The sequence below is a fragment of the Bacillus cereus group sp. BfR-BA-01380 genome, from assembly GCF_022663535.1.
In the GTDB taxonomy this organism is placed as follows: Bacteria; Bacillota; Bacilli; order Bacillales; family Bacillaceae_G; genus Bacillus_A; species Bacillus_A cereus_BB.
Window position 1 is genome coordinate 1 of the sequence record NZ_JAKUFS010000021.1, and the last position, 12562, is coordinate 12562.

Genomic DNA, 12562 nt, shown 5'->3' on the forward strand with positions numbered 1-12562 from the left:
AGTTTTTTCGTCATTTTGAAATTTCTCCGATTCTAATTTTTCTCCTATTATACAAGAAATACCCTATAGAACAGACTTTTTTTAAGTGTCTATTCTATAGGGTACATTTTACTGAGGAGTGAACCTTTTTTATTTATCCCCCATTTCAAGATTCACAGTACCAAGTTTTATATCAAATAGTGTGATCAATAAAGTGAAACTTTAATCAGTGGGGGTTTTCTCCATTCCCCACTGATTATCAGCCCTCACCAATCGGGCTTTTACGGGCAGTTTATCTCCCGCCTAACTTCTTTGCTTTCGCCGAATTTTGAGGTGGGAGTATTACTGCCCACGAATAGCGGGATAAAAAAGAAGGTGGAACTATCCTTGAAGGAATTGTTATTTTATTCGACATAATATGACAATATAAGGACTTTCATTCTGATATTATAGTTGAAGAATTTCTTTACGTTTTGAAGTGTAAAGGAATTTTAAAGGGGATAGGAAAGAGGGGAAGTTTATGAACAAAAAATTATTTGTAGCACTTACTTGTGGTGTTATGATGACAGGATTAGCTGCATGTGGATCTAATGATAAAACAAGTGCATCAAATGAGTCGAAACCGAAACAAGAAGAAAAAAAGGAAGAGGCGTCTGCATCTTCAAAAAATTCGACTAGCGAAAAGGGAAAACAAGAATTAGGAAAAGAACAAAAGAGAGAGAAATTTGAAGATTTCGATCCAGAATATCAGTTAGCTATTGTAATGAGAATGTTTCAAGATGTAACGATCAAGTATGATTATGCGATTGGTAATCCGGAGTATTTGTTAAAGGGTACAATGGATCAAAAGACAATAGATGATATGAAGACGATGTTACAAGAACAGGCAAAGAATAATGATAAGCTTTTCAAAGATGAAGTGAATCAAGCGTATACTTTCTTAAAACAATCTAAAATAAGTAATAAAGGTGAAATTCAAAAGCTAATTGACGCAGAAAATAATTATTTAAAGATAGTAGACAAAATGATTGTATGTATTGATTCTGTAACGGTTGAAAACGCAAGTGAAAAAAGAAATGAAATGAATGCTTTACATTCGGAATATTTAAAAGCAGCAGCTCAAGTAACAGCTACTTCAATTGAGGTTGCGAAAAATTCAGGAATAGATGAAGAGAGCTATAAAACGATTCTTAAGAAATTTTTAAAGATGCCAAAAGATCAATAAAAACTATATAAGAAAAATATAAAGTGAAACTTTAATCAGTGGGGGTTTTCTTCATCCCCCACTGATTATCAGCCCTCACCAATCGGGCTTTTACGGGCAGTTTATCTCCCACCTAACTTCTTAAGAAAGGCGGAAGCGGCTCGCTCAGAATCGCAGGACGCCCACGCACAGGGCGGAGAGGCGCTTTTTGCCTCGTCCGAGGGGGCGAAACGACCGGAGATTCTAGCCGCTAGAGCTGGACAACAAAGAAATGTGGAAGTGGCTCGCCCAGAATGTGAGGAAGAAGCCAAGCCACCGAACATTCTAGCCACTGGAACTGGACAATGCTTTCGCCGAATTTTGAGGTGGGAGTATTACTGCCCACGAATAGCGGGATAAACTCTAATAATAGCTTGTTTTGTATAAAAGGAATGACACCTCGTCTAAACTGAAAAGACGAGGTGTTTTTTTATGAAAATCAGGCGGAGAATGATTATCATCTTAGTATGTTTTATGTCCATTATATTATTACTAATTGGTAGGTTGATGCAAATACAGCTTATAGCTACTGAGTCATTTACAGATAGACATATTAATTTAATAGAAAAGAGTGTTAACCAGCGTACACAAGCAGTCACAGTGGACGATGGCAGGGGACGTTTTATTGATCGAAATGGAGAAAATCTTGGAGAAGAAAGATATCCAGTTTTAGTTGTTTTTCCATTTTTACAAATAAACAATGATATGTTAGAGAAAATAGCCCATATAATTGGTGTATCTCGCAAAGATATTCAAGTGCAGATGAAAAGTAGAAGTAAACCATTTATATTTCAAAAAGATGATCGTCCTTTTCCGTTAACAAAAGAACAAATGGAAAAGGTGAACCGTACCGGTATGTTAGGTATGGTAGCAACCGAAGTAAGAATGCAACAAAGCCGAGAAGCAGAGCACCTGATCGGTGTAGTCGGAGAAAATGAGAAAGAGTTTAAAAAGCGTTATGAGAAATTAAAAAAGTTACCTAGGAAAACTCCCATCGGTATTTCTGGATTACAGCAGTCATTTGATGAATTTTTAATGACTGACGGTGAAACGAAAGTGCTGTATCAAATAGATAGGCAAGGGGAGCCGATTTTTGGAGACCATGCGAAATATATCGCGCCTGGAAACCCCTTTTATCCAGTTACAGTTCAAACAACAATAGACAAATGGTTGCAACTAAAAGCAGAAGAACTCGTGAAAAAGTATGGGTTGCAAAAGGGCGGATTAGTATTATTGGATGTACAGGCGAGTGAAATTGTAGCAATGGTGAGTACACCATCCTTGCAGATGAACAATCAACGTACATATAAACAGAGCATGGAAAATCAGATGCTAGCGCCGCATTTTCCTGGTTCTGTTTTTAAAACAGTTATTGCAACGGCGGCAATTGAGCAAGGAATTATTCAATCTCATCGTATGTTTAACTGTGATACAGATTTATATGGCGAACGTGCCCAGCAGATTATGATGGGAAAATTAAGTTTTACAGAGAGTTTTGCAAGGAGTTGTAACAGGACATTTGCAGTGCTTGGTGGCGAATTGATGCAAAAGGATAAACATATAATGGAAACGTATTTAGAGGCACTAGGAGCGAGCGAGACGGTAGGATGGACAGGTCAATTGTTTCATACGTCTCACTTTAAACAATTGCTAGAAGAAAAGAAAGCAATTGTTTGGAATGAAGAAGAAATTAAGAGGAGTCATAAGGCAATTGCTCAAACGGCAATTGGGCAAAAGAATGTAAAGATCTCACCTTTAGCGGTTGCTAGTATGATGGCAACAATTGCAAGGGGCGGCGAAAAGAAGGAAGTAAAAGCTGTTAGAGATATTACATATAAAAATGGAACGAACTTATTTCATTTTGAAGATCATATGTTGGGAGGGAAAACACTCCAAAGAAGCACGATAAAGAAAGTACAGCAGTTGCTAAGAAGTGTTGTAACGGAACCGAACGGTACAGGATCTGCGTATCAATCATTACCATTTACAATAGCGGGAAAATCAGGAACCGCACAAACAGGGAAAGACAATCGCGAAAATCGTTGGTTTGCTGGTTATTTTCCATATGAGAACCCTCGGTATGCGTTAGTTGTCGTTGATTTAGAAACAAATAGACAAGACAATGTGGTAACACGTATTTTCGCTGATTATGTGAAGGCGATTGCTAAGTGGGAACAATAGAGAAAGTGATAAGAAATATTTTCATTTTGTGAAAAAATAGTCCTACTCCTTCAACCTTTGTGCATTTGATGTTACAATAACAAGTATGAAAATTGTCATGGAGGTTTGAATAATGGCAGGAGGAACTAGATTTCAACAAAAACAACAAAGGCGTCGCCAAAATGGTATATTGAATATTGCAATTGGTATCGTGTTATTAGCGGTAATAATTGTAGCATATCAACTATTCTTTACTTCTGATAATACAGAGCAGGCTGCTTCTAGTGATAAAAAAGTAACGCAGCAAACTGAAAAAGAAAAAGAAGCCGCAAAAAAGAAAGAAAAAGAAGAAACGGCTAAGAAGAAAGAAGAAGAAGCAAAGAAGAAAGCGGAAGAAGAAGCGAAAGCAAAAGAGGATGAAAAAGTACCTGCAGAGAAAACAATGGCACAAGCGAAAGAAGCATATACAAAACAAGCTTGGAAACCAGTTGGTACTGAGCAAGGGGAATCGCCAGCAATGACGTTCCAAAAAGGAAGCACTGACTGGAATGAGATGATGAAGGCGATTGCTTCTGCAATTGATATCCCAGCAGATCAGTTGGTGATTCGCCGTATTGGACATAACGGGAAACAGAAAGCATACGGAAACGTACAAGATAAACAATCAGGAAACAAATATTATGTAAATATTGATTGGGTAGAGAATGAGGGCTGGAAACCAACGCTTGTTCAAACCCTGAACTAAAAAGGAGAGAGGTCATAGAGCCTCTCTCCTTTTTTAGCGTAATTTTTTCAATTTAAAGTGAACAACAGCGCTATAATATGGTCGTTTGCTTTCGGGATCCATCATCATTTGATGTGAAACGTGATGTACTTCTAGCATAAGTGCCTTATTATTATCAATTTGTTCATTGATTTTCTTTTCTAGCAATGCTAAGCTAGCTGCCTCAAAAAACTCAACTTTATCTTCCATCATTTCGAATGTAAATGACATGAAGAACACCTCTTTCTGCATGTTCATAGTATAGTTTATCAAAGAAAACTAAGAAATACCATGTGCATTTTTGTTGACTTTTTGATGGATAAGGAATATTATACTGATAAATCCGATAAGAAAAAGGGGAATTTTCTATGGGAACAGAATTTAATGAACTATTTGATCAATGGGCTCATACGTACGATTCTTTCGTACAGGGTGAAGATATACAATATAAAGAAGTTTTCGTTCATTATGAGGAGATTTTAGAGGATGTAGTAAATAAATCTTTTGGTAATGTTTTAGAATTTGGCGTTGGTACTGGTAATTTAACAAATAGATTATTAGCTGCTGGTCGCGCTGTTCACGGTATAGAGCCATCAAAAGAAATGCGTACAATTGCTAAGCAAAAGCTTCCGAAAGAAGTATCGATTACAGAAGGTGATTTCTTGAACTTTGTCACTCCCTCGCATGTGGATACAATCGTTAGCACATATGCTTTTCATCACCTAGTTGATGAAGAAAAAAATGTAGCGATTGCGAAGTATGGTCAACTGCTAAATAAAGGTGGTAAAATAGTGTTTGCTGACACGATATTTGTAGATCAGGAAGCATATGATAAAACTGTTGAATATGCGCAGCAGCGAGGATTTCATGAGTTAGCAAATGATTTACAAACGGAATATTATACGCGTATTCCAGTCATGCAATCTATTTTTGAAAACAATGGCTTTCACGTCACATTTACTCGTATGAATCATTATGTTTGGGTAATGGAGGCAACGAAGCAATAGAAAGAGGGATTAGATTGAGAATTGCTGTAATTGGAGCTATGGAAGAAGAAGTACGTATTTTACGTGACAAGTTAGAACAAGCAGAAACAGAAACAGTTGCAGGTTGTGAATTTACGAAAGGTACATTAGCAGGGCATGAAGTGATCTTGTTAAAATCTGGTATCGGAAAAGTGAATGCAGCGATGTCCACGACGATTTTATTAGAGCGTTATCAACCGGAAAAAATCATTAATACAGGTTCAGCTGGTGGATTCCATCATTCTTTAAACGTGGGTGATGTGGTCATTTCAACAGAAGTACGTCATCATGATGTAGATGTAACAGCATTTGACTATGAATACGGTCAAGTACCAGGAATGCCAGCAGGATTTCCAGCAGATGCAGAACTTGTTACATTAGCTGAAAAATGTATGCAAACAGCTAATGATATTCAAGTTGTAAAAGGTATGATTGCAACGGGAGATTCTTTCATGAGCGATCCAAACCGCGTTGCATGTATTCGTGAGAAATTTACTGATTTGTATGCAGTAGAAATGGAAGCAGCGGCAGTTGCACAAGTATGTTATCAATATAAAGTGCCATTTGTAATCATTCGCGCACTTTCTGATATTGCTGGTAAGGAATCAGACGTTTCATTTGACCAATTTTTAGATCAAGCAGCTCTTCATTCTACAAACTTTATTGTAAACGTATTAGAAGAGTTAAAGTAATGTAGCAAAAAGGCAACTGTTTCATATATAGAAAATACATACAGTTGCCTTTTTCTTTTGAAGGGTTAGGTAAGGAGGAAATACGATGAAAGTGTATCGCAGTGTTCATGACCTAATCGGACATACACCACTCGTTGAGATTACGCGCTTTTTACTTCCAGAAGGTGTTCGAATCTTCGCAAAGCTTGAATTTTTCAATCCAGGTGGAAGTGTGAAAGATCGGTTAGGTCGAGAATTAATTGAGGATGCTCTTACGAAAGGGCTTGTAAAGCCAGGTGGAACAATTATTGAGCCAACAGCTGGCAATACAGGAATCGGACTGGCACTGGCAGCACTTGAGCATGATTTACATGTTATCGTTTGCGTTCCGGAAAAATTTAGTATTGAAAAACAAGAACTTATGAAAGCTCTTGGTGCAACGATTGTTCACACGCCAACGTCAAAAGGGATGACAGGTGCTATTGGAAAAGCAGAAGAACTTTTGAAAGAAATTCCGAATTCGTATTCTCCGTGTCAATTTGCGAATGAAGCAAATCCACGTGCATACTATAAAACATTAGGTCCTGAACTGTGGGATGCACTAGACGGAAACATTCATACGTTTGTTGCTGGTGCTGGTACTGGTGGAACATTTATGGGAACAGCATCATATTTGAAAGAACAAAATCAACAAATTAAAACAGTAATTGTTGAACCAGAAGGCTCTATTTTAAATGGGGGCGAAGCCGGTTCTCATGAGACAGAAGGAATTGGGCTGGAGTTTATACCGTCATTTCTTAATCCAACTTATTTTGATGCTATTCATACGATTTCGGATCGTGATGCATTTTCACGTGTTAAACACCTGGCGCAAAAAGAAGGGCTCCTCGTTGGCAGTTCTTCGGGGGCGGCACTTCATGCAAGCTTATTAGAAGCGGAGAAAGCAAAGCCAGGAACAAATATTGTAACCATTTTTCCAGATAGCAGCGAACGCTATTTGAGTAAGCATATATACAAAGGATGGGAATAAAATGAGAACAAAAACGAAGTTAATTCATGGTATTCATATCGGAGAACCTTTAACTGGAGCTGTGACTGTACCGATTTATCAAACGAGTACGTACAAACAAGACGGTGTAGGAAATCATAAAGGGTACGAATATTCACGTACAGGAAATCCAACTCGTTCAGCTCTTGAAGAAACAATTGCGGTTCTTGAAAATGGTTATGCAGGATTTGCATTCGGATCCGGTATGGCAGCAATTACAGCGGTCATGATGCTTTTCTCTAAAGGAGATCATGTTATTTTAACAGATGATGTATACGGCGGAACGTACCGCGTAATGGCAAAAGTATTAAATCGCTTTGGTATTGAACATACATTTGTTGATACAACAAACTTAGAAGAAGTAAAAGAAGTGATTCTTCCAAATACAAAGGCTATCTATGTTGAAACACCGACAAATCCGCTTTTAAAAATTACGGATATGAAACAAATTGCAGCACTTGCTAAAGAACGAGGCTTATTAACAATTGTTGATAATACATTTATGACACCGTATTGGCAAACACCAATTTCTCTTGGTGCAGATATTGTCCTTCATAGTGCAACAAAATATTTAGGCGGTCATAGTGATGTTGTTGCTGGGGTAGTAGCTGTAAATAACGCAGAGTTAGCAGAAGATCTTCACTTTGTACAAAACTCAACAGGTGGTATTTTAGGACCACAAGATAGCTTTTTATTACTACGTGGTTTAAAAACATTAGGAGTGCGTATGGAAGAGCATGAAGCAAATGCTCGTGCAATTGCTGAGTTTTTACAAAATCATCCGAAAGTAAATAAAGTGTATTACCCAGGACTTAGCGCTCACCATAACCATGACTTAGCAGCAGAACAGGCAAATGGCTTCGGTGCAATTATTTCATTTGATGTAGATAGTCAAGAAACATTAAACACTATACTTGAAAAAGTACAATATTTTACACTTGCTGAAAGTTTAGGAGCAGTAGAAAGCTTAATTTCTATTCCTTCGCAAATGACACATGCTTCTATTCCAGCAGAGCGCCGTGCGGAACTAGGAATTACAGATACATTAATTCGTATTTCAGTTGGAATTGAAGACGGAGAAGATTTAATTGAAGATTTAGCACGAGCGCTAGCATAAGGGAACAAGCACTATATGTATATAAGTTAAAAAACGACATAAAAACCTCCTTCTTTTTATGGGAGGAGACCAGAGCATTTGGCCGGGCATAGGAGCGGTCAGGGCCTTTTCCTACCACATGCCATGGTTTAAAACAAAAGGAGCAAGCTAGTAGCGGTCATGATGTATTCTGGATAGCAGCAACTTATAAAGAAAAGCGGAGCCGACTGTTTAAGCTTGTTGGCTAAGGTTCTTTCACACAGAAGGTGTTTTTTACCTTCTCGTGTGGAAGGTTCTTAGACATGAGGGCTTAGGAGGCAGAGCTAGACAAAGATGTCGAAACATGAAAACAGATTTATATAGAAGTAGTGTTTGTTTATTCCGTCCAGTTTGTGAAACTTTTCACAAATTAGACACACACATATATAAATATCTAGTGTATAGTAAAAGCATAAAGAGAGATGCTTCACACATAATCATGTGAAACATTTCACAAATAATAAAATTCATGTAGAAAAGGTAGTTCTATTTTTTTAAGCTAATAGGGACATATTTAGACCCTTAGGGACTTTATGAGTCCAACAGCAGAATAGGAGGAAATTACATGGTAGTCAAAGAGAAAGTTGTAAATGAAATGCAAGAAGTTACAGGTATGATTGAGACGTTAGTAAAGAAAGGTCAAAAAGCTTTACATGCATTAGAAGGCTTTACACAGGAACAAATTGATAAAATTGTACATGAAATGGCACTTGCGGGTGTGGATCAACATATGCCGCTTGCGAAAATGGCTGTTGAAGAAACGGGCCGCGGTGTGTATGAGGATAAATGTATCAAAAATATTTTCGCAACTGAATATATTTGGAATAGTATAAAAAATGATAAAACAGTGGGGATTATTCGTGAGGATCCACATGAGGAAGTAATAGAAATTGCAGAGCCGGTCGGTGTAGTTGCTGGGGTAACGCCAGTAACAAATCCAACATCAACAACGATGTTTAAAGCAATTATTGCGATAAAAACGAGAAATCCAATTATTTTTGCATTCCACCCTTCAGCGCAGCAATGTTCTATCGCAGCTGCAAAAACAGTGCGCGATGCTGCAGTGAAAGCTGGTGCACCAGAGAACTGTATTCAATGGGTTGAAAAGCCTTCTGTTGAGGCAACAAAACAATTAATGAATCATGAAGGTGTAGCGCTTGTTTTAGCAACTGGAGGAGCAGGAATGGTGAAATCAGCATATTCTACTGGTAAACCAGCTCTAGGGGTAGGACCAGGTAACGTTCCATGCTATATGGAAAAATCAGCGAACGTGAAACGTGCTGTAAATGATGTGATTTTATCGAAAACGTTTGATAACGGTATGATTTGTGCTTCTGAACAAGCGATTATTGTGGACAAAGAAATCTATAATGATGTGAAACAAGAAATGATCGCAAATAATTGTTACTTTGTGACAGAAGAGGAACGAAAAAAACTAGAGAAGCTTGTTATTAATGAGAATACATGTGCAGTAAATAGTGATATTGTTGGGAAATCCGCACATTACATTGCAGCATTAGCAGGGATTACAGTGCCTGAAGACACAAAGATGCTTGTAGCTGAAATTAAAGGAGTCGGTGCAGCTTATCCGTTATCTCGTGAAAAATTAAGTCCAGTATTAGCTTGTATAAAAGCGAGTTCATTAGAAGATGGATTACAGCATTGTGAAAATATGTTAGAGCTTGGCGGATTAGGGCATTCTGCTGTAATTCATTCTACAAATAAAGAAGTACAAAAACAGTTTGGACTACGTATGAAAGCATGTCGTCTTATTATAAATGCTCCGTCAGCACAAGGCGGAATTGGTGATATATATAACGCTTTCATTCCATCGCTTACACTTGGATGCGGATCATACGGAAAGAACTCTGTTTCTCAAAACGTAACGGCAACACATTTAATGAACGTAAAGAGACTTGCAAATAGAAAAAAGAATATGCAGTGGTTCAAGTTGCCGCCAAAAATTTATTTTGAAAAACACGCTACGCAATATTTAGCAAGTATGCCGAACATTTCACGCGCATTCATTGTAACAGATCCTGGAATGGTGCAGCTTGGGTATATTGATGTAGTGACGCATTATTTAGCTCAACATAGAAATGATGTAAAAGTAGAAATATTCTCTGAAGTAGAACCAGATCCGTCAGATGAAACTGTATTTAAAGGTGCAGAAATGATGAGAAGCTTCAAACCGGACGTTATTATTGCTCTTGGTGGCGGATCAGCGATGGATGCAGCAAAAGGAATGTGGCTATTTTATGAGCACCCAGAAACAGAATTCTTTGGTATAAAACAAAAGTTTTTAGATATTAGAAAACGTACATGTAAATATCCAAAACTAGGAGATAAGGCGCAGTTTGTTGCAATTCCGACAACATCTGGAACAGGTTCAGAAGTGACACCATTTGCGGTTATTACAGATAAAAAGAATAATATCAAATATCCGCTCGCTGATTATGAATTAACACCAGATGTTGCCATTGTGGATCCGCAGTTTGTTATGACAGTACCGCCACATATCACTGCTGACACAGGAATGGATGTTTTAACACATGCAATTGAAGCGTACGTATCGATTATGGCAAATGATTATACAGATGGATTAGCTTTAAAAGCAATGGATCTTGTGTTTAAATATTTACCGCGTGCATATAAAGATGGCAATGATGAAGAGGCTCGTGAAAAAATGCATAATGCATCAGCAATGGCTGGTATGGCATTTGCAAATGCATTTCTTGGTATTAACCATAGCTTAGCACATAAATTGGGACCGGAATTCCATATTCCGCACGGACGTGCCAATGCCATTTTAATGCCGCATGTCATTCGCTATAATGCAATCAAACCAAGAAAACATGCACTATTCCCAAAATATGAGCACTTTATTGCAGATGAGCGCTATGCACATATTGCAAGAATGCTTGGACTTCCAGCACGTACAGTGGAAGAAGGAGTAGAATCATTAGTACAAGCTATTATCGCTCTTGGAAAAGAATTAAATATTAATATGAGCATTGCTGGCCAAGGTGTTGAAAAAGAAGCATTTGAAGCGGTTGTTGATGTACTTTCTGAACGCGCATTTGAAGATCAATGTACAACAGCAAATCCGAAATTACCGCTTATTTCAGAATTAAAAGAAGTATATAAGCAAGCATATAAAGGTGTATAAATGAGAAAGAGCCGTATTGATTACGGCTCTTTTTTTAATCTTTCAACATGTAAGTAACTGCTATGCAGAGCGAAAAGAGACCGCTACTTGCTTTCTCTCTTTGTTTTCTTATGGCACGTGGCAGGAAAAGGCCGTTTATCCTGTTTTTTCAATTTGTATGTATATATGGTGGAAAACTTCTCCCTCATTGGCTGTATTTACTTGCCTACGAAACGATGAAAATATGATACAGTGAAAAGGAGGAGTGATTGAAGAATGAAAGAATTGCAGCAAAAAATTGCTGATTATATTCGTTTCGGTCAAGTCATGTTAGCACTAAGTGCATTTTTAATGCTCGGTTTGTTACTCCCAAATGGACAAAAAGAAACGGCGCAAATATTTGCTATGATGGGTGTGATTGTTACTTTTTTAGGCGGCTCATTTTATTTTTTCTACCGTGCCAGAGTGCTGCGTGATAAATTAGAGGAGAACGAACATGAACAGCCACTATAAATAGAAACGTTACTTAAAGAATGTGTATCTTTGAGTAACGTTTTTTAAATTTATATAGTTATGATACGAATACAGTAGACAGTTTTTCCTACTGTGTTTTTTTAGTTAACATTTGAATGTCAGTGTAATCTGTAATGATAAAATCAGCATACGGTGTTAACTCTTCTATTGCGTGTTCGTGATTTGCGATCCCTACAGCAATACTCCCTGCCTCTTTAGCCATTTTTACATCCACAACAGTATCGCCAATCATAACGAGTTCCTTTGTTTCAATGCCAAGTTGTGTGCATGTTTTTATAATCATCTCTGGGTTTGGCTTTCCGCATGTTACATCTTCTGGAGTAAGAAGAAAATGCAGAGGTGGCACACCGAGAAGTTCAATACACTTTTTTGTTCGTAATGTATTGTCTGATGTTAAAATGCCTGTATAAATTCCGTCACTTTGCAAGGAACTTATACAATCAGCTGCTCCTTGAATCGGATGAAAAGCTTTTTCGATGCATAACTCTTCATCGCTTTCTTTAAAAATGGCAGCGGCAAGTTCTTTACAGCGATGCCATGGATATTTTGTAATTTGATATAACAAGCTCGCGGTAACAATGATTTCATCACTTTCAGGGGCAACTGCTAATAATCCTGTAAAATCAACTTGATCAGGATGTACAAAACCAACTGCTTTTTCCCAAAGTGATTCGTATCCCTCGCCGGCGATTTGTGAAAATTTATGTTTTCTCAGTCTATCAATTTCATACCAAAACGGGATAGCTTGAAATAACGTACCGTCCTTATCGAAAGCAACAGCTTTTGTATCAATAATTTCCCCTGAAATTTGAACTTTCCCCATATTTAAGGTCACCTCATTTATAATAGATATATC

General features: G+C 37.6%; 11 protein-coding genes. 9 read left to right on the forward strand and 2 right to left on the reverse strand.

Features of this window, described 5'->3' with window-relative positions; translation table 11 throughout:
- The first annotated feature begins 499 nt into the window (after positions 1–499).
- The 3 genes from MR076_RS17965 to MR076_RS17975 all read left to right on the forward strand — a co-directional run bounded on the left by MR076_RS17965 (position 500) and on the right by MR076_RS17975 (position 4127).
- Entirely contained in the window at positions 500–1204 is a 705-nt protein-coding gene (locus tag MR076_RS17965) for a hypothetical protein (RefSeq protein WP_242222800.1), read from the forward strand.
- A 450-nt stretch (positions 1205–1654) separates the two neighbouring features.
- Positions 1655–3403: a peptidoglycan D,D-transpeptidase FtsI family protein gene (locus MR076_RS17970; protein WP_242222802.1), complete on the forward strand. Its 1749-nt coding sequence runs from the start codon at positions 1655–1657 to the stop codon at positions 3401–3403.
- Between the two features lie 112 nt (positions 3404–3515).
- Complete coding sequence (locus tag MR076_RS17975) at positions 3516–4127, forward strand: YrrS family protein (RefSeq protein ID WP_242222804.1); 612 nt, start codon at positions 3516–3518, stop codon at positions 4125–4127.
- Positions 4128–4160: 33 nt separating this feature from the next.
- On the opposite strand, the gene MR076_RS17980 is transcribed toward MR076_RS17975, so the two are convergent.
- Positions 4161–4376: a YrzA family protein gene (locus MR076_RS17980; RefSeq protein ID WP_242222807.1), complete on the reverse strand. Its 216-nt coding sequence runs from the start codon at positions 4374–4376 to the stop codon at positions 4161–4163.
- Positions 4377–4513: 137 nt separating this feature from the next.
- Between MR076_RS17980 and MR076_RS17985 the strand changes: the two genes are divergently transcribed.
- The 6 genes from MR076_RS17985 (at position 4514) to MR076_RS18010 (ending at position 11685) form a co-directional block, all read left to right on the forward strand.
- Complete coding sequence (locus MR076_RS17985) at positions 4514–5152, forward strand: class I SAM-dependent DNA methyltransferase (protein WP_242222809.1); 639 nt, start codon at positions 4514–4516, stop codon at positions 5150–5152.
- A 14-nt stretch (positions 5153–5166) separates the two neighbouring features.
- A complete protein-coding gene (mtnN, locus tag MR076_RS17990; protein ID WP_242222810.1) occupies positions 5167–5862 on the forward strand; it encodes a 5'-methylthioadenosine/S-adenosylhomocysteine nucleosidase in 696 nt (231 codons plus the stop codon).
- 85 nt (positions 5863–5947) lie between these two features.
- Positions 5948–6871 (forward strand): O-acetylserine dependent cystathionine beta-synthase, encoded by a 924-nt coding sequence (locus MR076_RS17995; protein ID WP_242222812.1) that lies wholly within the window; start codon positions 5948–5950, stop codon positions 6869–6871.
- Position 6872: 1 nt separating this feature from the next.
- Positions 6873–8006, forward strand: coding sequence for a bifunctional cystathionine gamma-lyase/homocysteine desulfhydrase (locus MR076_RS18000; protein ID WP_242222815.1), 1134 nt, complete (start codon positions 6873–6875; stop codon positions 8004–8006).
- Between the two features lie 583 nt (positions 8007–8589).
- Complete coding sequence (adhE, locus tag MR076_RS18005; RefSeq protein ID WP_242222818.1) at positions 8590–11193, forward strand: bifunctional acetaldehyde-CoA/alcohol dehydrogenase; 2604 nt, start codon at positions 8590–8592, stop codon at positions 11191–11193.
- Between the two features lie 255 nt (positions 11194–11448).
- Positions 11449–11685, forward strand: coding sequence for a YrhC family protein (locus MR076_RS18010; RefSeq protein ID WP_242222819.1), 237 nt, complete (start codon positions 11449–11451; stop codon positions 11683–11685).
- Positions 11686–11773: 88 nt separating this feature from the next.
- Here the strand turns inward: MR076_RS18010 and MR076_RS18015 are convergent, their stop codons facing one another.
- A complete protein-coding gene (locus MR076_RS18015; RefSeq protein ID WP_242222822.1) occupies positions 11774–12529 on the reverse strand; it encodes an HAD family hydrolase in 756 nt (251 codons plus the stop codon).
- Positions 12530–12562: the final 33 nt, after the last annotated feature.

Bases quoted from the DNA above. Each gene is read 5' to 3' on its own strand.
- MR076_RS18010 (WP_242222819.1), top strand. From the start codon at position 11,449: ATGAAAGAATTGCAGCAAAAAATTGCTGATTATATTCGTTTCGGTCAA.
- MR076_RS18015 (WP_242222822.1), bottom strand. From the start codon at position 12,529: ATGGGGAAAGTTCAAATTTCAGGGGAAATTATTGATACAAAAGCTGTT.
- MR076_RS17975 (WP_242222804.1), top strand. From the start codon at position 3,516: ATGGCAGGAGGAACTAGATTTCAACAAAAACAACAAAGGCGTCGCCAA.
- MR076_RS18000 (WP_242222815.1), top strand. From the start codon at position 6,873: ATGAGAACAAAAACGAAGTTAATTCATGGTATTCATATCGGAGAACCT.
- MR076_RS17995 (WP_242222812.1), top strand. From the start codon at position 5,948: ATGAAAGTGTATCGCAGTGTTCATGACCTAATCGGACATACACCACTC.
- adhE (WP_242222818.1), top strand. From the start codon at position 8,590: ATGGTAGTCAAAGAGAAAGTTGTAAATGAAATGCAAGAAGTTACAGGT.
- MR076_RS17965 (WP_242222800.1), top strand. From the start codon at position 500: ATGAACAAAAAATTATTTGTAGCACTTACTTGTGGTGTTATGATGACA.
- MR076_RS17985 (WP_242222809.1), top strand. From the start codon at position 4,514: ATGGGAACAGAATTTAATGAACTATTTGATCAATGGGCTCATACGTAC.
- MR076_RS17980 (WP_242222807.1), bottom strand. From the start codon at position 4,376: ATGTCATTTACATTCGAAATGATGGAAGATAAAGTTGAGTTTTTTGAG.
- MR076_RS17970 (WP_242222802.1), top strand. From the start codon at position 1,655: ATGAAAATCAGGCGGAGAATGATTATCATCTTAGTATGTTTTATGTCC.